This window comes from Bradyrhizobium sp. 153 (assembly GCF_023073835.1).
Taxonomy (GTDB): Bacteria; Pseudomonadota; Alphaproteobacteria; order Rhizobiales; family Xanthobacteraceae; genus Bradyrhizobium.
The window spans coordinates 56,429-74,218 of record NZ_JADPKH010000045.1; the positions used below are offsets into that span (position 1 = coordinate 56,429).

At 64.2% G+C, this 17,790-nt stretch carries 22 protein-coding genes and 1 tRNA gene; 12 read left to right on the plus strand and 11 right to left on the minus strand.

Annotated elements, in window-relative coordinates; translation table 11 throughout:
- Positions 1–8: 8 nt before the first annotated feature.
- Together IVA91_RS12390 and IVA91_RS12395 are read left to right on the plus strand one after the other, a co-directional pair.
- Complete coding sequence (locus IVA91_RS12390) at positions 9–1,070, plus strand: lytic transglycosylase domain-containing protein (protein WP_247280957.1); 1,062 nt, start codon at positions 9–11, stop codon at positions 1,068–1,070.
- Positions 1,071–1,358: 288 nt separating this feature from the next.
- Positions 1,359–2,534: a DUF2336 domain-containing protein gene (locus IVA91_RS12395; protein WP_247280883.1), complete on the plus strand. Its 1,176-nt coding sequence runs from the start codon at positions 1,359–1,361 to the stop codon at positions 2,532–2,534.
- A 115-nt stretch (positions 2,535–2,649) separates the two neighbouring features.
- Here IVA91_RS12395 and IVA91_RS12400 read toward each other — a convergent pair whose 3' ends face one another.
- From IVA91_RS12400 to IVA91_RS12410, 3 genes are all read right to left on the minus strand, one after another.
- On the minus strand, positions 2,650–3,228 hold the full coding sequence (locus tag IVA91_RS12400; RefSeq protein ID WP_247280884.1) for an Hpt domain-containing protein: 579 nt from the start codon (positions 3,226–3,228) through the stop codon (positions 2,650–2,652).
- 27 nt (positions 3,229–3,255) lie between these two features.
- Positions 3,256–3,801 (minus strand): response regulator, encoded by a 546-nt coding sequence (locus tag IVA91_RS12405; protein WP_008549760.1) that lies wholly within the window; start codon positions 3,799–3,801, stop codon positions 3,256–3,258.
- Positions 3,802–3,898: 97 nt separating this feature from the next.
- A complete protein-coding gene (locus IVA91_RS12410; protein ID WP_247280885.1) occupies positions 3,899–4,678 on the minus strand; it encodes an NAD kinase in 780 nt (259 codons plus the stop codon).
- Positions 4,679–4,935: 257 nt separating this feature from the next.
- On the opposite strand from IVA91_RS12410, the gene IVA91_RS12415 reads away from it, so the two are divergent.
- The gene (locus IVA91_RS12415) at positions 4,936–6,504 is read left to right on the plus strand and encodes a peptidase S10 (RefSeq protein ID WP_247280886.1); all 1,569 of its coding nucleotides are present in this window, start codon (positions 4,936–4,938) and stop codon (positions 6,502–6,504) included.
- Here the strand turns inward: IVA91_RS12415 and IVA91_RS12420 are convergent.
- Together IVA91_RS12420 and IVA91_RS12425 are read right to left on the minus strand one after the other, a co-directional pair.
- A complete protein-coding gene (locus IVA91_RS12420) occupies positions 6,491–7,879 on the minus strand; it encodes a serine hydrolase domain-containing protein (RefSeq protein ID WP_247280887.1) in 1,389 nt (462 codons plus the stop codon). The genes IVA91_RS12415 and IVA91_RS12420 overlap by 14 nt on opposite strands.
- Positions 7,880–7,980: 101 nt before the next feature.
- Positions 7,981–8,523: a tetratricopeptide repeat protein gene (locus IVA91_RS12425; protein WP_247280888.1), complete on the minus strand. Its 543-nt coding sequence runs from the start codon at positions 8,521–8,523 to the stop codon at positions 7,981–7,983.
- Positions 8,524–8,774: 251 nt separating this feature from the next.
- Between IVA91_RS12425 and IVA91_RS12430 the strand changes: the two genes are divergently transcribed.
- The 4 genes from IVA91_RS12430 to IVA91_RS37105 all read left to right on the plus strand — a co-directional run bounded on the left by IVA91_RS12430 (position 8,775) and on the right by IVA91_RS37105 (position 11,289).
- On the plus strand, positions 8,775–9,143 hold the full coding sequence (locus IVA91_RS12430) for a hypothetical protein (protein WP_247280889.1): 369 nt from the start codon (positions 8,775–8,777) through the stop codon (positions 9,141–9,143).
- 263 nt (positions 9,144–9,406) lie between these two features.
- Positions 9,407–9,802 (plus strand): hypothetical protein, encoded by a 396-nt coding sequence (locus IVA91_RS12435; protein ID WP_247280958.1) that lies wholly within the window; start codon positions 9,407–9,409, stop codon positions 9,800–9,802.
- 285 nt (positions 9,803–10,087) lie between these two features.
- Positions 10,088–10,795: an outer membrane protein gene (locus IVA91_RS12440; RefSeq protein ID WP_247280890.1), complete on the plus strand. Its 708-nt coding sequence runs from the start codon at positions 10,088–10,090 to the stop codon at positions 10,793–10,795.
- A 251-nt stretch (positions 10,796–11,046) separates the two neighbouring features.
- Complete coding sequence (locus tag IVA91_RS37105) at positions 11,047–11,289, plus strand: hypothetical protein (protein WP_346015482.1); 243 nt, start codon at positions 11,047–11,049, stop codon at positions 11,287–11,289.
- A gap of 37 nt (positions 11,290–11,326) precedes the next feature.
- Here IVA91_RS37105 and IVA91_RS12450 read toward each other — a convergent pair whose 3' ends face one another.
- Both IVA91_RS12450 and IVA91_RS12455 read right to left on the minus strand, forming a co-directional pair.
- Positions 11,327–11,581 carry a hypothetical protein gene (locus IVA91_RS12450; RefSeq protein WP_247280891.1) on the minus strand — a complete coding sequence of 85 codons (255 nt, stop codon included), beginning with the start codon at positions 11,579–11,581 and terminating at the stop codon, positions 11,327–11,329.
- Positions 11,582–11,884: 303 nt separating this feature from the next.
- Positions 11,885–12,247, minus strand: a complete 363-nt coding sequence (locus IVA91_RS12455) for a hypothetical protein (protein WP_247280892.1) — start codon at positions 12,245–12,247, stop codon at positions 11,885–11,887.
- Between the two features lie 101 nt (positions 12,248–12,348).
- On the opposite strand from IVA91_RS12455, the gene IVA91_RS12460 reads away from it, so the two are divergent.
- Positions 12,349–12,513, plus strand: a complete 165-nt coding sequence (locus tag IVA91_RS12460) for a hypothetical protein (RefSeq protein WP_247280893.1) — start codon at positions 12,349–12,351, stop codon at positions 12,511–12,513.
- Positions 12,514–12,516: 3 nt separating this feature from the next.
- Here the strand turns inward: IVA91_RS12460 and IVA91_RS12465 are convergent, their stop codons facing one another.
- Entirely contained in the window at positions 12,517–12,735 is a 219-nt protein-coding gene (locus IVA91_RS12465; RefSeq protein ID WP_247280894.1) for a hypothetical protein, read from the minus strand.
- A gap of 160 nt (positions 12,736–12,895) precedes the next feature.
- On the opposite strand from IVA91_RS12465, the gene IVA91_RS12470 reads away from it, so the two are divergent.
- Both IVA91_RS12470 and IVA91_RS12475 read left to right on the plus strand, forming a co-directional pair.
- On the plus strand, positions 12,896–13,615 hold the full coding sequence (locus IVA91_RS12470; RefSeq protein ID WP_247280895.1) for a class I SAM-dependent methyltransferase: 720 nt from the start codon (positions 12,896–12,898) through the stop codon (positions 13,613–13,615).
- Positions 13,612–14,025, plus strand: coding sequence for a GFA family protein (locus IVA91_RS12475; RefSeq protein ID WP_247280896.1), 414 nt, complete (start codon positions 13,612–13,614; stop codon positions 14,023–14,025). The genes IVA91_RS12470 and IVA91_RS12475 overlap by 4 nt, the downstream gene beginning before the upstream one ends.
- Before the next feature lie 722 nt (positions 14,026–14,747).
- On the opposite strand, the gene IVA91_RS12480 is transcribed toward IVA91_RS12475, so the two are convergent.
- The 3 genes from IVA91_RS12480 to IVA91_RS12490 all read right to left on the minus strand — a co-directional run bounded on the left by IVA91_RS12480 (position 14,748) and on the right by IVA91_RS12490 (position 16,301).
- A complete protein-coding gene (locus IVA91_RS12480) occupies positions 14,748–15,395 on the minus strand; it encodes an integrase arm-type DNA-binding domain-containing protein (RefSeq protein WP_247458795.1) in 648 nt (215 codons plus the stop codon).
- Positions 15,396–15,596: 201 nt separating this feature from the next.
- Positions 15,597–15,671 (minus strand) — tRNA-Thr (locus IVA91_RS12485).
- Positions 15,672–15,836: 165 nt separating this feature from the next.
- Positions 15,837–16,301 (minus strand): hypothetical protein, encoded by a 465-nt coding sequence (locus tag IVA91_RS12490; RefSeq protein ID WP_247280932.1) that lies wholly within the window; start codon positions 16,299–16,301, stop codon positions 15,837–15,839.
- A 282-nt stretch (positions 16,302–16,583) separates the two neighbouring features.
- Between IVA91_RS12490 and IVA91_RS12495 the strand changes: the two genes are divergently transcribed.
- Positions 16,584–17,069, plus strand: a complete 486-nt coding sequence (locus IVA91_RS12495) for a hypothetical protein (RefSeq protein WP_247280933.1) — start codon at positions 16,584–16,586, stop codon at positions 17,067–17,069.
- Positions 17,070–17,112: 43 nt separating this feature from the next.
- Positions 17,113–17,616, plus strand: coding sequence for a hypothetical protein (locus IVA91_RS12500; RefSeq protein ID WP_247280934.1), 504 nt, complete (start codon positions 17,113–17,115; stop codon positions 17,614–17,616).
- Positions 17,617–17,790: the final 174 nt, after the last annotated feature.

Below are 17,790 nucleotides of genomic sequence, written 5' to 3' on the forward strand. Positions count from 1 at the left end.
GCGCCGAATTGCCGGCGCCGCTCAATGCCGCGCGGGGCGGGCACTTCATCATGTCGGTCGACAAGTTCAGTGCGACGCAGACGGCCGGTCTCGATCCGTCGCGGGCGCGCGTCGCCGGCGCGATCAAGCAGGCCTCCAATATCTCCGGCGTCGGCTTCCAGTACATGTTGACCACCGCCAAGATGGAATCGGATTTCAATCCGACGGCCGGTGCCACCACCTCGTCCGCGCACGGGCTCTATCAGTTCATCGATCAGACCTGGCTTGGCACAGTGAAGGAGGCGGGCACTCAGCTCGGCTATGGCAGCTATGCCGACGCCATTACGAAGACCGCGTCGGGCAGCTACATCGTCGATGATCCGATGATCAAGCGGTCGATCATGAAGCTGCGCGACGATCCCGAGGCCGCGTCCAGCATGGCGGCGGCGCTGACGCAGTCGAACAGTTTCAAGCTCACCGGCCTGCTCGGGCGCAGGCCGAGCGACAGCGAACTCTACATGGCGCATTTCATGGGTGTCGGCGGCGCCGCGAAACTGATCGCCAATGCCGAGGACAATCCGCAAGCCGTCGGCGCGCGGCTCTTTCCGAACGCGGCCGCCGCCAACCGCTCGATCTTCTACGCCAATGACGGCCGGGCGCGCAGCGTCTCCGAAGTCTACTCGGTGCTGGACGCGCGCTATGCCAGCGCGGCGAATTCCAAGATCACCCGCAGTGCGATGGCGATGTATGGCGGCACGCCCTCGACTACGCAGGTGGCGGGCGCCAACGGCGTACAGCCGACAGCGCCGGTGATCGACAACGCCGCTTATCTCCAAACCTTCCCCAATACCCGCGCCGTGACGCCCGTCAGTGCGACGTCACCTACGACGCTCGCGGACAATGCGCCGACCACGCCGGCGTTTCGTTCGATCTATCAGCCTGGCGACGCCACGCAGCCGGTCTCGACCGCTGTGCAGAAATTGTGGGGCAACAACGCCACGCTCACCTCGGTGGCCTCAGCAACGCCGGACATGCGTCCGCCGCAGCCGCTCGATCTCTTCAGCGATCGCAGCGGCACGTTCTCGAGCTAGCATCTGCTCTCGTGCCCGGACGCTCTGCAGCGTACAACGCTTGCGGCGCTGAGCTGGGACCCAGGCGCAGCAAATCCTTCCGAACAAATAGGCCCGGCTTAGCGGCGCAGCGCTCGCGCGCCGCACCGTGTGCGGGATACAAGAAAAGCGCGGCTTTGTTCCCTTAACAAAACGTCAATAAAACCAGCCAGTTATGGTGAACGCTTTGTTAAGCGTCGTGGTTTATTTTGTGTTGCAGGTGACAAGCCGTCACTATTTTTCGTTTTCGTTGCGTAGGCCGGAAGCACCATGATTGTTCGGCAGTTCATCAATTGGATCAGGACGGCGTCCGCGGGCGAGCGGGCCGAGGCGACGCGGGCGTTGGCCCGGGCCTGGCTGATTTCAGACCTTTCTCATGATGACCGCGTCGCCGCCGAAGGCGCGCTTTTGATGTTGCTCGACGATCCCTCGCCGCTGGTGCGGCGGGCGATGGCCGAGGCCTTTGCGCGCAGCACCGAGGCGCCGGCTGCAATCGTGCGGGCGCTGTCGGCGGATCAGCCGACGGTTGCGCTGCCCGTGCTCGAACATTCTCCGCTGCTGATCGATGCCGATCTCGTCGACATCGTCGCCACCGGCAATGACGAGGTGCAGTGCGCGGTCGCCCGCCGTATCGCGCTGCCGGTCTCGGTCTGCGCCGCCATCGCCGAGGTCGGCTGCGCGGCGGCCGCGCTGGAGCTGATCGAAAATCCCCATGCCGAGCTCGCGCCGTTCTCGTGGAATCGTATCGTCGAGCGCCACGGCCACCTCGCCGCGATCCGCGAAGCGATGCTGGTGCTGGAGGATCTGCCGGCCGCAACGCGCGCGGCGCTGGTGGCCAAGCTTTCCGAGACCCTTGCGCAATTCGTCGTGGCCCGAAACTGGCTGAGTGCCGATCGTGCCGAACGCATCACGATCGAGGCGCGCGACCGCTCCACCATCAACATCGCGGCGCGCTCGCGCGGTGGGGACATGCAGGGCCTGGTGCGGCACCTGCGCATCACCGGCCAGCTCACGGCGGGTCTGATTTTGCGCGCGCTGCTGTCGAGCAATCTCGACCTGTTCGACGCGGCGCTCGCCGAACTCGCCGATCTGCCGCTGGCGCGCGTCTCGGCGCTGCTGCACGAGCGCGGCGGCAACACCCTGCACGCGTTGCTCCGCCGCGCCGGGCTGCCCGAGGCGACATTTGCGGCATTCCAAGTCGCGCTCGACGCCTGCCACGAGCAGGGTTTTGTCGACACCGACGACCGCGCGGTACGGCTGCGCCGTCGCATGGTGGAGCGCGTGCTCACCCATTGTGAGACCGACCGCGGCGCTACCGAACCGTTGATGGTCCTGCTCCGCCGCTTCGCCACCGAGTCCGCGCGCGAAGAGGCGCGGCTGTTCTGCGACGAGCTCGTCGCCGAGGACGCGGTCGATCCGCTCTATGACGATCTGATCGCGGCGTAGCAGGTCCTGCGAATTCCGTCACTGCGAGCGCAGCGAAGCAATCCAGAGTCTCACCGCGGAGACAGTTCTGGATTGCTTCGCTGCGCTCGCAACGACGAGAGGGAAGAGCTGGGCCTTATTCCGCCGGCGCAATGCTTGGCGCCAGGATCACCTCGAGATGTTCGGGGCGATCACGGTTGACATGGGCGAGATATTCGTCGGCGACCTTGCGCAGGCGCCGGCTGAGCTCCGCGGAGACGCTGATGCTGTCAAGCCTGGTGTTCTCGTGCGCGATGGCGAGGATTGCGTTGATGTGGTGCGTGAACAGCTCGGCCGGCACCTTCGAAAGATCCGGCGCATGCTCGATGATGCGGCACAGGCTCTCGGCGATTCCCGCTGCCGAAGGAAAGCCGAAAGTCGCCGCATCGCCTTTGATGTCGTGTGCGGCGTGGAACAGCTCGTCGCGCAGCTTCCTGGTGAAACCATCCTGCTGCACCTCGGTCCAGGCGGCGGACAGTCTCTCGACCTCGATCCTCATCCAGTCCTTGAATTGGCCGGACAGGCCCGCCAGCGCCTGCTCGGCGCGGGCGACCGGATCGTCCATGTCTTTTGCTTCGACCCGGCGCAGCACTTTTCGCAAGGGATTGGGCTGCGTGATGACGTGATGCGTGGCGAAGGCCTTGACCTCGATGTCCTTTGCGCTGTTCTTCGCCATGATGCCTGCCTCGTGTGAGACGCTGCGCTAGATGGAGGAGCGGGCCTTGTCGAGCAGCGAGGGCTGCTGGAGCACCTCGTGCTTTTCGCCGACGCGACGCTCCGGGCCCATATAGGCAGAGTTGGTGTTACGGCGCCGGTCCGGGCCGAAATAGGTCTTGGTCTTGATGAAGGGGCGGGGATTGGCAACCACGTTGAGGATGCGCTGGTAGAGTCCCTTGGCCGAGATCGGCTTGGCCAGGAATTCGGTGACGCCGGCATCGCGCGCGACCGTGACGCGGCGCTTCTCGGAATGGCCGGTCAGCATGATGATCGGCGCGTAGGGGTTGCCCTTGGATTCGGGCTGCCGGATCATTTGCGCGAGCTCGAGCCCGTCGAAGATCGGCATCGCCCAATCGGTGATGACGATGTCGGGCACGTAATGGCTGTACATTTCCAGCGCCGTGGCGCCATCCTCGGCCTCGTAGACTTCGCGTGCGCCGAACGAATGCAGCAGCGTCCGCAGGATGCGGCGCATGTGCGGATTGTCGTCGCAGACGAGGAAGCGCAGCTTGTTGAAGTCGATACGGAACATGACGCCCGGGCCAAAGCGGTCAACCTTCGTTAACCATATCGTGGCGGGGGTTAACGAAGGGTTGCGATCGGCCTTTTGAGAGGGGCGGGCCGTCGGCTCAGTAGCCGAACTGTTCGCGCAGGATCCGCTCTTCCAGGCTGTGGCCGGGGTCGAACAGCATGCGCATCGAGATGGTCTTGTCGGAGAGGACCTCGACACGGCGAACGTCGCGCACCTCGTCATGATCGGCGACCGCCGCCACGGGGCGCTTGTCGCCCTCGAGCACCTCGATCACGACATAGGCCGTGTTGGGCAGCAGCGCGCCGCGCCACCGGCGCGGGCGGAAGGCGCTGATCGGCGTCAGCGCGAGCAGCGCGGCGTTGATCGGCAGGATCGGCCCTTGGGCGGAGAGGTTGTAGGCGGTAGAGCCGGCCGGCGTCGCCACCATGATGCCGTCGGCGATCAGCTCGGCCATGCGCTCGCGCTCGTCGATCAGAATCCTTAAGCGTGCGGCCTGGTAGGTTTGCCGGAACAGTGCGACCTCGTTGATGGCGTGGTGCAGGTGGACGCGGTCGTTGACGTCGGTCGCGCGCATTAAGAGCGGATGGATTTCGGATTCATGCGCCGCCTCGAGCCGCGTGCGCAGATCGTGCGTCGAGTATTCGTTCATCAGGAAGCCGACCGTGCCGCGGTGCATGCCGTAGATCGGCTTTCCCGTGTGCATGTTCCGGTGCAGCGTCTGGAGCATCAAGCCGTCGCCGCCGAGCGCGACGACGACATCGGCTTCCCTGGGGTCGTAATTGCCATAATCCCGGGTGAGCTGGCCGAAGGCGGCCTGCGCCTCGCTGCTCGGGCTGGCGACGAAGGCGATCCGGTCGTATCGCGAGGGTTTGGTCATGGCTTCCCGGGCAGGTGCCGCTGGCTCGAGTAAGTTCCGCCGGGCTCGTCTATACGACCTGGGCCTGGATTGTCGAGGAGGACCGCCTTTCAAGGCAAACGGGGGATTGCCCCATCCCGATTCAGGACGAAACGGGAGCGCTTCGGGCCCGAAAGACCTCTCCATGCGCCGCCGAACCCATGATCCCCCAAACCGTCGCAATTCCTGGCTAATGATCGGTGCGCACCGGCCTTCAGAGCCGGGCACGGAGAACGATCATGGTATTGAGTTTGCCGGCGCTCCGCCACGCGATGCTGGTGATGGCGGTGTCGGCTTTCGCCTTCGCAGGATGGGCGCGCGCGGAGGATCCGCCGCAGCCGCGCTCCGAGACGACATCGCCGGCCGGACAGAAAGGCGGGCGTGGCGGTGGCGCGCAAAGCTCTGCGCCTGGTTCGCCGTCGGCGGCCGAGCTGCATCGTCTGCCGCCGGACTCCACCACGAAGCAGACGCTCGATCTGCCTGGCCGCACTCTCAACTTCGCCGCGACCGCCGGCTCGATCCGCGTGTTCGACGGCAAGGGCGACCCGCTGGCCGACATCGCCGTGACCTCCTATGAGCTCGACGGTGCCGATCGCGCGACGCGCCCCGTGACCTTCCTGTTCAACGGTGGGCCCGGCGCATCTTCGGCATGGCTCCAGTTCGGCGCCGCGGGGCCGTGGCGGCTGCCGCTCGATGGCGAAGCCCTGTCGCCGTCCGCCTCGCCCGAGGTGAAGCCGAACGCGGAGACATGGCTCGACTTCACCGATCTCGTCTTCATCGATCCCGTCAGCACCGGCTACAGCCGCTTCGTCGCCAGCGGCGAGGACGCGCGCAAGTCCTTCTATTCCGTCGACGGCGACGCCAATTCGATCGCGCTGGTGATCCGCCGCTGGCTCGAGAAGCACGACCGGCTGATCTCGCCGAAATACGTAGCAGGCGAAAGCTATGGCGGGATTCGCGGACCGAAGGTGGTGCGCCAGTTGCAGCTGCAGCATGGAGTCGGCGTCAGGGGATTGATCCTGGTCTCGCCGCTGTTCGACTTCCGCGAGTTCGCCGGCACGAGCTTGCTGCAATATGTCGCGACGCTGCCGAGCTATGTCGCGGTGGCGCGCGAAGCCAAGGCACCGGTCACGCGCGCCGATCTCGCCGACGTCGAGGCCTACGCGCGCGGCGAATTCCTGGCTGACCTCGTCAAGGGCGAGGCGGACAAGGAGGCGACCAACCGGCTGGCCGACAAAGTCGCCGAGCTCACCGGCATCGACCAGGCGGTGAGCCGCAGGCTCGCCGGCCGGCTCGACGTCGGTGAATTCCGCCGCGAGTTCGATCGCAAGAACGGCAAGGTGACGGGACGCTACGACGGCTCCGTGCGCGGCTTCGATCCCTACCCGGATTCCAGCAGCTCCCGCTTCGGCGACCCCTCGGGCGATGCACTCCAGGCGCCGCTGACGAGTGCCGCGGTCGACGTGTTGACACGCAAGCTCAACTGGCGGCCGGACGGCTCCTATGAAGTCCTGAACGGCAGCGTCGAGGGCCACTGGGATTTCGGCCGCGGCCTCAACCCGCCGCAATCGGTGTCGGAACTGCGCCAGATTCTCGCCACCGATGCAAAGCTGAACCTGCTGGTCGCGCACGGCCTGTTCGATCTCGCCACGCCCTATTTCGGATCGAAGCGCGTGCTCGACCAGTTACCGGCCTTCGTTACGCAACGCGTGAAATTCGTCGTCTATCCCGGCGGCCACATGTTTTATTCGCGCGACGGTTCGCGGCAGTCGATGCGCAGTGAGGTCGAGGCGCTTATCCGCGAGTAGGCCGCCGCTTGCGTGGCGGATACCGGCGCGCGATCTCGCGCGCCACGACGCTTGCAGGCTTGACGTTGGCACCGGCGATCCAGATGTCGCTCACCTTGCCGCGCTTGTCCCGGACGCGGCGGACCGGCTCGCCATGGCTGGAGTAACCGGCGGCCCAGGCGAGCTTGCCCCTGTCGCGGCCGGTGACCTCGATCTCGGCGGCATCCATGAATGGGTTGTTGAACTGCGGGTTGGCGACGAGCACGCGGTTGCCCGCCGGCACGAGATCTGTGGCTCCCCAGATCGTCCACCACCGGCCGGTCCAGTCGCGCACGCGCCGGTCGGGCGCGCCGCGTGTCTTGAACGCGCGCAGGATCTGCATCGAGCCGTCCATCCAGAATGGCGCCGCGCCGTCAATGGAATTGCTGAGGATGCTGATCGCGAGCTCGCAAGCGGGGATGGAGCAGGTCCGGGAGATGTAACCCTGGAAGCCGCCGCCATGGCCGAACCAGTCCCAGCCGTCGGTCTTGCCGGCGTTGACGCCTAACCCGTAATAGCCCTCGAAGCTCTGCGGGATGCGCCAGTGGTGTCGCGTCATCTCGCGGCGGCTCGCGACCGAGAGAACGCTCTTCTTCGCATTGGGCGCGAGCTGCGCGAAGAAACGGGCGGTATCGCCGGCGGTCGCGACGAAGCCCGCCGCGGACGCCATGGCGTGCGCGGGATTGTCGCCGGGGATTACGCAGCGCTCGCCGAGCGGCAGCTTTCGGGTATGGCCGCGCGCGAACGGCGTGCTCTTGGCAAGCGGCGCATCCGGTTCGGTCTCACGCAAGCCCACGGGTTCGACGATTTCGCGCTTGATCCAGACAGGGTAGGGCTCCTTGGTCACGGCTTCGATGACGAGGCCGATCAGGCCAAAGCCATGATTGGAATATTTGAAGCGGGTGCCGGGCTCGATTGCGGCCGGCAGCTTCAATTCCGCGAGCAGCTCCTTCGCATCGAGATAGGGCCGGCTATCGATGAACTGGCCTGAATCGGCGCCGTCACGCGTCAGTCCCGCGCTGTGCGAGAGCACCTGCGCGATCGTCGTCTCTGCCACGCGCGGATGCAGGCCGCCGACGTATTGACCGATCGGATCGTCGAGTCGGAGCTTGCGCTGCTCGCGCAGCTTCATGATGCCGGCGGAGGTGAAGCTCTTCGAGTGCGAGGCAATGCGGAAGCGGTGCCGCGGAGTGAGCTTCTCGCCGGTGTCGAGATTGGCAAGGCCGAATGCGTGCTCGGCGACGACCTCGCCGCGATGGGCAAAGGCGATGATGACGCCGGGCTGTTGGAATGTCCTCTGTTGGAATTCGATCCAGGAGCCGATGTAGTCGATCGCGGATCGCAGCCACGTATCCATTGCACACCAATTGCGAGGGATGCTGCGCAAGGCTAGCCGAGAAAGTGGAACGGGCACAACCCCAAGGTTGTGCGCGCTCGCTTCATTCAAATAGTGATGTCTTAGTAGACCAGCGTCGCGCCGGTAGGCCTGTCGAGCGCGGCGGCGAGCGAGCGATATTCGGAGCTGTCGGTGCCGGCGAGCGAGGCGATCTTGTTCAGGTGGTACTGCGCCTGTTCGCGGTTGCCCTGCTCGAGCTGCCAGAGGCCGTAATACTGCCAGGTGCGGACGTGGTTCGGATCGTCCTTCAGCGCCAGCTCGTAATAGGCCTTCGACGACTGGTAATCGCCGAGCTTGCGATAGGAGTAGCCGATCAGGTTCGCGACATCGGCAACGTCGTCGCGCTTGAGCGACTTCAGTTGGTCGATCGCGCCGTTGTAGTCGTGACGGTCGTAGATCGCAGTGTAGGCGGCGCGATAGGCCGCCACGAATTTGGGATCGCTGACGGATGAGCTCTTCTTCTTGCCTTTTTTGGTCGAAGTGTCCGACTTCGGCGGCGGCGAAGGTTCATCGCTGCCGGCGGCATAGGCGCTGGTCAGCGTCGGCCCGGCCGCCAGCGCCATCGAGACCAGTCCCGGCACCAGAAGCGTTGAGAGTCTGCGCATTGATGTTCTCCCGTATGAAACGTGGCGATCCTACACGATTGCCCGAAGACCGGAACACCCATGGGGCAAAAACATTCCCGCTTCGCACGATCTATTCGTCCCGGCGCAGATGACAAACTTGTCATCGAGATGAACGGGAGCCCGCAATGGGCTTCAGACTGGGTTCAGTGGCTGCTCTCTAGGCTCGGACTTACGATCGAAGGGGTGACGAGAGGGCGCCGCCTCAAGATCCTTCCCAGAGGAGACCAACCATGTTGAAGACCATTTCCGCAGCCTTGCTCGCAGCCTCCGTGATCGCAGCCCCGGCTTTCGCCGCCGAGGCGGGCAAGACCACCACGACCGCGCCGGTGATCAAGGCGGACCAGAGCCAGACCAAGGCGGCGGATACTGCGGTCAAATCGGATGCGGGCGTCAAGCCCGACACGAAGGCTTCCGACGTCAAGGCGAATGCCAAGGTGGACACCAAGTCGAACGCGATGAACGCCAACGCCGCCGCCACGCCCGACGAGCACAAGTCCGTGCGCAAGCATCGCCATCACCACAAGCAGGTCACGGCCAAGGAATCGCTGAAGGCGCAGCCGGACGTGACCAAGCCGGCGACATCGGACAAGCGCAACTGACCACTGATCCCGCGCGGCGGCATCCCTGGCATTGCCCCGCCGCCGCGTGCGGAGTTCAGGCCCGGTCCGTTCGCCATGCCTCGTGCGAAAGCCCGAGGTGTCGGCGGCGGACCGGCGCGCCGTTTGCGCCGCTGCAAGCGAATTCCCTTTGTGCAAGCTTAGATCATGCAGGCTTGGGTTCGTGGAAGCTTGGGGCTAGAACACCTCCGAGTCTGATCGAGCGGAGAGCGGTGCCTGTGGGGCGATTGGCGAGATATGCAGTGATCATGGCGTTGCCGTTGGCGCTTGCGGCATGCTTCGGCAGCGACGGTGACCGTCCAACGCTGATGGGCGGGACCCAGGCCGGAGGGCCGCAGCCGTTTCCCGACAACTTCCGCAGCGACACGCTGGCCTTGATGCGCAGCTATCTGAACAACCCGGTCGGGGTGCGCGACGCCAGCATGGCCGATCCGGTGCTGCGCGAAGTTGGCGGGCGCCAGTTCTACGTGAGCTGCCTGCATTTCACCCCGCGCGAGACCGATGGCAGCTACAAGGGCATGCGCGAGCGCGCCGTGATTTTCGTCAACGGGCGGAGCGACCGCGTTATCGATCGGACGAGCGAGCTCTGTGCCGGTGCGGTTTACGCACCCTTTCCGGAACTGGAAAAGATGACGCGGTAGCGCAAAGCCCGCCTTCATCGCCTCATGATAGGACAGACCGCGCCGGAGCCGCTGGATCACATCTTGGCGAGCTTTGAACGGGCGGTTTCGTCTCGCGACAAATCGTTACGGCTCGCCCTGCGCCGACGACGAGAACGGCCGGCGCAAGGGACGTGACGGAACAAAATCGCGTTGTTGCCAACCCGTCACAGTAACGAACGATCAACGTTCCGGCATCGCCGCGAAGCAACCAAATTCACGCCACGTTGTTTGCTGAGGGTCGAATTTGAGAGAACGGGGATGATCATGAAAACGATTTTGCTCGGTGCAGTCGCGCTGCTGGCGCTGGCCGCGCCAGCCGCTGCAGCCGACATGCAGCCGCGCCCTTACACCAAGGCACCGGCCTATACGCCGCCACAGGTGATCTACAACTGGACAGGTTTCTACATCGGCGGCCATGTCGGCGGCGCCTTTGCCGGTGACAATGGCTTCCAGTCGAGCGATGCCCGCTTCCTCGGCGGCGTGCAGGGCGGCTTCGACTACCAGTTCGCGCCCAATTGGGTGGTGGGTATCGAGGCCCAGTATTCCTGGCTGCCGACCAACAACAACGGCGTCACGTTCCCGCTGGGCACGCAGGTGACGTCCAACACCGACCAGCTCGGGTCGGTGACCGGTCGCATCGGCTACACCTGGGGACCGACGCTGCTCTACGCCAAGGGCGGTTATGCCTGGCGCAATAACGGCCTTGGCGTGAACATCGCCGGGGTGCCGCAGGCCTTCACCACCACCGGCAACAGCAAGGACGGCTACACCGTCGGCGCCGGCCTCGAATACATGTTCGCGCCGAGCTGGTCGGCCAAGGCCGAGTATCAGTATTACAACTTTGGCAGCACCACCTTCACCTCCGGCCCAGCCGATATCGTCGGCGTCCGCGGCCGGGAGGATGAACATACCGTCAAGGTCGGCGTGAACTACCGGTTCGGCTGGGGCGGTCCGTCGGCGTCGCGCTACTGACCTCTGCCAACGACGCGATCTGACAAGGCCGGCTTTCCCGCCGGCCTTTCGTTTGCCCGCCTCTTGCTCGCCGGCCTGTTGTTCGCTTTGCGTCAACCATCTGGCGCATCGCTTGCAAGCAAACGTTCCGGCGCGCGTCTTCTCACGCGCGTCATGGCCGCGGGGTAAAGCAAAAATAATTTTTGCCGCTTACGGAACTCGCGCTCCGGAACGCGTTATATGAGAATTGCCGGGCTGGTGGGACGACGAACATGCGTATCTTGGTGTCGGCAGGGGTGCTCGCGTGCGTCATCTGCTTGCCGTGCTCTGCACAGACAATCCTTAAATCCGAGCCTCTGATGCTGGCGCCCTACGAGGTGGCCTTCGTCAAGGACGCTTCCTGTCCGTCGGGCAAGGTGCTGAAGGTCACCGGCGCGATCCGCGGGCTGCATCGCCGGAAGGCCTGCGTGGCCCTGGCGGGCGAGCAGGCGTCTCTCGCGACCGCGACGCCCTGAGCCTTCGCTCAGGTTTCCCGCCCCGGAGCTCCGGACCTCAAGTGTTCAGCTCAAGCTCCATCCTCGACTGCTGCTCGGCCTCAGCTTTGTTCTTGGCGGGGTCCTCGCCCTGGGCTGCCTGGCAGGGCGCGATCTCGTAGTCATTGTCGAGCACCCGGCGCGGTCCCGGCCGCTCGTCGTCCGCGGTCACGTCCACGACGAGACCACTTCGCTGCGCGAGTTTCCAGACGTCGGACTCGCTCGGATAGGCCTTGCTGATCTGGGCGTCGTTGCAGAACAGGGCGTAGGGCATTCTTCCCGCTCCAGGAAAGCCCGTTAACGACTTTGCGCGGAACGGGTTCCGGCCGGCTGGTCGATCACGGCGCCGTGATCGGGCAGTTCGTGTCCTGAGTCGTAAACGAGTCCTGAATCCGTAAAAAAAGAATCCCTGGGACTCTCCGGCTGGAATCAGCGGATGTTTTCGGCCATGACGAGCGACCTGAAAACCTCCTGCGGGCACATGCTCCTGCCCCTGACGTTGGCGCTGTTTGGCGCCTGCGCGGCCAATCTCTGGCTGGTGTGGTCCTGGCTGTAAGCCCCGATTGGAGCGCCGGCCCTACTTTTCGGCCGGTGGGCGGGGGGAGGCGTCGCTCATGGCGGCGCGCAATTTGCTCAGGGTGGCCGCGCAATACTCCTCGCGCTCGCGCGCGAACCGCTCCTGATGCTTGCGGAAATTGGCGATCCGGGCCTGCATCTCGCTGCGAAAATCGCCGCTTGTCCGTGCCGGCGGGAGCTTGACGAACTGAGCCTGCGGAGCGGGCTGGAGCGGTCCGATCTCGACCGGGGCGGTCTCGACGGTCGCCGCCGGCGAATCCGACAGCGCGGCCGGCTGAAGGAAATCATCCTTTTTGCCCGTCACCGATTGAACGAAGGCCAGTGTCTGCGCGATCAGTGCGTCGCGTTCCCTGATCCACTTCATGATCCACCTCTGCCGCGCTCCATTCCAGCAAAGCGGCCGCGCCGAATCAAGGTCGTTTGAAAGGGATTGCATATTTTTCCCGATCGCCCGACATTGGTCGGATGAATGACGAAGACGAACGGGTGGACGAAGCGGAGGGCTTAAGGCTCGTCCGCGCGTTCCTGTCGCTGCCGCCCGACAAGCGGGCGGAGGTGATCGCGTTCGTCGAGGAATTGGCGCGGGCCCATGGCCGGCCCGAGAAGGGCACGGAGGCATCGCCGACGTGATGGTTATCGCTGGCGCGGATTGACGTTGGGCTCGAAGGGTGCGCCGACCACCCGAACCGGTGTCGGAGCGGTGGCGTCGATTGCCATCCGCTCGGCCACCTGCTTTGCAGGAGTCGGTGCTGGCGCCGGTTCGAACAGCGCAACTGTGCCGGCCACGACGCCACAGCACAGCGTCACGCTCGCCAGCAAAAATATGTTTCGATTTTCTTCCCTGATCCGCATGGGTCGAGAACGAGCGACGCACGGCTTTGGTTCCGACCCCCATCGGATCAGCGTCTCCGACTCTGCCCAACGCTAACGATCAGATCGGATGGCACGCTGCGATTCCGGAGGCTCGAATCGCCTGTACACTGGGCTTCCGACTTGCCTAGAGGCTCACCCGATGACCGCCCACCGTCCTCCCGTGCTCGCCCACCAACGTTTCCTCGCCGACCGCGAGAATTTCGCGGACCTCGATCTCGCCGCCCGGTTCGAACGCATCGAGCGGACCAACCTTTGGGGCGCGCCAACTTCCGTCTCCGGCCTCGGCTCTGAGGACCCAGCGACCGCCGCGATCCGAGAGGGGCTTCCTCCACTGCTGCAACGCCTCGGTGCCCGCTCGCTGCTCGACGCGCCCTGCGGCGATGCCGGCTGGATCAGCCGCATGACGCTCGATGTCGATTACACCGGCATCGACATCGTGCCGTCGCTGATCGAGGCCAACCGCCGGCGTGTGGCAGGCGGGTCGTCGGGCCGGTTTCTCGTTGCCGACATCACGCGCGATGCACTGCCGCGTGCGGATGTCATTCTCTGCCGGGACTGTCTGGTGCATCTGAGCTTTGCGAATATCGATCGCGCCCTCGCGCAATTTCAGATGAGCGGCGCGCGCTTCCTGCTCGCCACCACCTTTCCGGAATGGGAGGCAAATCGCGATTGCGAGGATGGCGACTGGCGGGCGCTGAACATGGAGAAGCCGCCGTTCGACTGGCCGGCGCCGCACGCGCTGATCAGCGAGCGTTGCGAGGAGGGCGGTGGCGGCTGGCGCGACAAGAGCCTCGGGCTCTGGCAGCTGGATCAATTGCCTGATCGTGTCTGCCTTGCCACGGAGGAGCGTTTTCGATGATTGATGCCAGATGCAGTTGTGGCGCGCTTGCGCTGTCGCTTCCGGGGCCGTCGCGTCTCGTCGTTGCCTGTCACTGCACCGACTGCCAGCGCCGAACCGGCGCGCCGTTCGGCGTCGGCGCCTTCTATCCAGCTGACGCCGTCACGTTCTCAGGGACGCCGAAGGAGTTCGTCCGCGCTGCCGCAAGCGGTGGCAAGGTCCGCAGCTATTTCTGCACCGACTGCGGTTCGACGGTCTATTGGAAAGCCGACAATCTACCCGCGATGATCGCCGTTGCCGTCGGTGCGATCGCGGACCCGAACTACCCCGCTCCCGTCAGATCGGTGTTCGAGCAGGCGAAGCATGTGTGGGTGAAGATCGCTGACGCCGAGCACTTCCAGCAAAGCAGCGCGCCGAAGAATTCGAGGTGAGAGCCGTGCGGCAAAAGCTGGTGCCGGCTGAGGGGATGATTATTTGTATCTATCCTATTGAATTCACTAACGTAATTCTCTGTTGCCGGCTCGGCGTACCAACTTTGCTACCAACAAATCGCGAAGGTTAGCGAAGTCTTTTTCGGGGAAAACGGTCGCAGCGCGGGCCCGCGCAGCTCAAGGGGGTGTAAGAGGGACAGGTCAGTTCACCTTCGCTAGAAGGCGGGTCGGAACGGACGGCACTCCGCGCGCTCACGCACAGACCGTGATGGACGTTTCTATGGCTCGTAGACCTTCCCCCCCAGCTCTCCCCAATCTCAACGCCCAGCAAATCCGGAACGGCATCGAACGTCTCCGGAAGAGAATTTCCGAGTTGGAGGCCTTCGAGACGACAGCAGTGAAAGAGCGTTGGGCCCCAGAGACGAACGCAATGGGGGCCGCCATAGCAGACACGCTCGACACCGTTTTCGGTCCCAACTCACCGCGTCGACATCGCTTTGACGGCGCGACAAGCCTGGATCACGGTCCCCTGGTGCTGGGTGGCGGCGACGATCCGCTGTACCAAGTCCACGAATGGCTTGAGGACGGAAAAGCGAACTCACTGTCAATGTTGCGGCTTGCCGTCCGCTCGCTTGAAGAGGATCTGATCGAGCTCGTCGGCGACGAAGCGCCCGCTGCAACACGATCTGATGGGGCAGCGGCGACTTCAAGTGATGAGGTCTTCATCGTGCACGGCCGGGATACGCCAGCCAAACATGAAGTTGAGCTTCTTCTTGATCGCGCGGGGCTGAAACCGATTGTTCTGCACCGTCAAGCACGCGGCTGACCGTCGCGCGGCAGCGGTGAGCTGTGTCACGTTGACCGCGCGCGCCTATGCGATCGAGCGCGTCAACAATCTGCGCAGTGGTTAAGGTGCGCGCATCCAGCTTGCCGAGCTGAGGCCTAACCAGCGACAATAACCAATCCAATTTTTCGATTGTCTCCGGAGACTTCTTGCGCTGGTCTTTGGGCGCGTCCAGTCCGCCGGTAAGGCTGCGCTGATCGTCGAGCCAATCGTCAGCGATCCGGTCAAAGGTCGTCAGATGCGCTACGGCTGCGGCCTGCTTATCGGCCTTCCGCTTCTCAGATGGATCAATTCCCGCCGCTAACACGCGCTTGTTGGCGTCGCGCGCATCGCGCGCCGCCGCGAGGCTGACGTGCGGGTAGACGCCTAACGCTATCGTCTTTTGTTTGCCGCCAAAGCGATACGCATGCCGCCAAAGGCGTGATCCGCCGGTATCGACCAGCAAATAGAGGCCGCCGCTATCGCTCAACTTGTACGGCTTCTCGGCCTTTTTGGCAGCTCGACAGGCTGCGTCCGTCAGTGCCATCGCTCACCCCCACGATTTTTCGCGTTTCCCGAACGTTTGTTGGTATCTCCTTTGCCCCAACCCCACACATACCAACAGAGATACCAACAAAAATCGCGGAGGCTGGCGGAGGGAGACGAACGCAGGCGAAGGGAAAAATGCGAACTTTCAGCGACTTACGCCGCTCAAACGAAGACTAGCGAAAGAGGATGAATAGTCAATTGGTGCCGGCTGAGGGGATTGAACCCCCGACCTTCGGTTTACAAAACCGCTGCTCTACCGCTGAGCTAAGCCGGCGACACTTGAGGAAGTGGCAGGGGCCGGCAGATGCCGGGGCCGTCCACCCGTGCGCGGCGCAATATCAGACTTGGCCGGAAAGAGCCAGAACCGCGATCATCGTCGCAAGACATGAATCAGGCGGCCCAGCGGGCCGCCTGTTGTGTCGTTCGATATGAGTCCCGTTTACTGGCACATGTGCCGGCGGCCATCTTCGCCCTTGAACCAGGTGCCGGGCGTGCAGACGAAGCCGTTACGCTGGGCATAGGTGCGGGTGTCCCAGCGGCGATTGTCCCACGAATTGTCGTAGGCGTAGGAATTGTCCCAGGCGCGGAACGGAGCGGTTGCGATCGCGCCCGCGGTACCGATCGCGGCACCGGCTACGCCCGCCGCGACATCGGTCGGCCAGAATCCGGTGCGGCTCCTGCTCCAGTCGTTATTCCAGTCGCCGCTGTTGGTCTGCCGATAGGACATGCGACGATGGCGATAGCCCCGGTCGGTGTACGGGTTTCCCTGTCCGAGATTCTGGCAGTTTGCATTGGGGAACTGGGCCGAGCAGCGGGCAGGATTATTGATCACCGCCTGTGCCATCGCGGAGCCCGCGAGAGTGGTGGTTGCGATCGCGACGGCGCCGAGGAGTTTGATATTCATGATTGTTGGCTCCCGTTGTGATTGAACGGGGGCTAAATATCGAGCACGCCGGACGTTCCGGTGAAACCGTTCGATTTCGTAGCTGGATGGTCAAACAGATGTGAGCATTCGGCGTGGTTCCCGTCGGTAGCTCGGCGCCGTTAACGCTTCACTAGTCCGCTTTGCAGCATTTGAGCGGCGCGCAATCCTTGCACATTAGGCTTACCGGAAATTGGTGAGCGGGCCTTAACCCTCTCGGCGTTGCGATCGGATAGGTTGTCGCCGGATAAATGGGGTCCTCTCATGCGCGCTGTGGCGCTCGCCGCTTTTCTGATCGGACTGCCCGCGACGGCGCTGGCCGGCGGCGGCTTCGATATTGTCGTTCCCGGCCGTCCGGGCGTGCCGATCATCATCAACAACATCGACGCATCCTATAGCGTTGTCGAGGGCGTCTGGGGCCTCGGCAAGAACCAGCAGGTGCAGCCCACGATCTATGGCGGGCGCTATATCGCCGAGCGGCAGCCCGACGACGTTGGCCATTATTATCCGACGTTGGGCCTGCGGCCCGGCTACGGCCGGCTCGAGGTCGAGCCGCCCGCGAACCGCAGATTGCCGAAGCCGGCCGAGAGCTACCATCAGAGCTGGGGCGCGCAATCGGCGCCGCTGCCGCCGCAGATGGACGTGCCCATCGATCCCCCGCCGGTGATCCTCGCGCCGGAGATCAATGTGAATCCGCAGCATCGTCGGCCGCGGCCGCATGCCGAGGGGGCCGGCAAGCCGCCCGGTTAGGAAACGTCAAAATCCAACAAACGAAGATTAACAGGAGAGAGTAATGCGTCAGATGATTTCGGGACTGGTCGCGGCGGCTGCCGCGATGTTCGTGGGGACCGCGCCAGCCGCGGCCTGCGGCTTCAATCCGTGCCAGCCGGTCGCGCCGGTCTATTCCGGCTGCAACACAGGTTGCGGCGGCTATGGATACGGCTATGGCGCCTATGAGCGCCTCGTCGAGCCGACCACGCAATATTACTACGTCAACCAGGGGCCGACCTACACCGGCCCGGGCGCGTTCGCGCCGTATCCGACCTACCGTGAAGACGCGGTCGTTGCCCCCGCCAATTATGGCTACGGTTATGGCTATCGCGCCGCGGCGGTCGCAGCTCCGGATGCCTATCCCTATCGTCGGCCGTACTATCGGCCGTATCGCTACGGCTACGGCCCGCGCCAGGGCTATCTGCCGCGCGTGCACTACGGCTACGGTCCGCGCTATGGCTACGCCCGCCGCGCGCCCGCGCCGTACTATTACGGCGGCCACCGCGTGCTGCGCCGTTACAACTGATCTCTGATTAGCTGCCAACGAGACGCCCGTTCGCGTGATGCGGACGGGCGTTTTGCTTTTTGATGTGAGCGTACCGCAGTGGCGGTCAACAGGAATGCAGCTAGGAGAAAGTCGTCTTGTCCGGGCTCGGCTGCGCCGTGACGTTCTGCCCTGGCTTGCCAAGCCGAAGCTCGC